The 563-nt window shown below is 62.0% G+C and carries 1 protein-coding gene; it reads left to right on the top strand.

Translation table 11 applies throughout. The features are described from left to right. Window positions 1-21: 21 nt before the first annotated feature. Window positions 22-563, top strand: a 542-nt coding sequence (locus JHC57_RS22350) for a fumarate hydratase (protein WP_294032753.1), incomplete at its 3' end; no start/stop codon positions are given.

The following is a 563-nucleotide window of genomic DNA, read 5'->3' as shown; positions in this document are numbered from 1 at the left end:
GTCACTATCTCCAAAGCCGACCTGATCACCATCAAGGAAGCCGATCTGATCGAGAGCGTCGCCGACGCGCTGCAATATATCAGCTATTTCCACCCGATGGATTACATCCGCGCGCTGGGCGCAGCGTACAAGACCGAGCAAGGCCCGGCGGCGAAGGATGCGATCGCGCAGATCCTGACCAACAGCCGCATGTGTGCCGAGGGGCACCGACCGATCTGTCAGGACACCGGCATCGTCACCGTGTTCGTCAAATGGGGGCAGCAATGCGTGCTCGACTCGACGCGGTCCTTGCAGGACGTGATCGATGAGGGCGTCCGTCGAGCCTACCTCCACCCCGAAAACAAGCTGCGCGCCTCCATCCTCGCCGATCCCGCCTTTACGCGGGTGAATACCAAGGACAACACCCCGTGCGTCCTGTCGGTCGAGATGGTGCCGGGCGCAAAGGTCCATATCGACGTCGCGGCCAAGGGCGGCGGCAGCGAGAACAAGTCGAAGTTCAAGATGCTGAACCCCGGCGACTCCATCGTCGACTGGGTGCTGGAAATGGTGCCGCAGATGGGTGC

It is taken from the genome of Sphingopyxis sp., from assembly GCF_016463645.1.
GTDB lineage: Bacteria > Pseudomonadota > Alphaproteobacteria > Sphingomonadales > Sphingomonadaceae > Sphingopyxis.
This window is presented reverse-complemented; position numbering and strand designations above follow the sequence as displayed.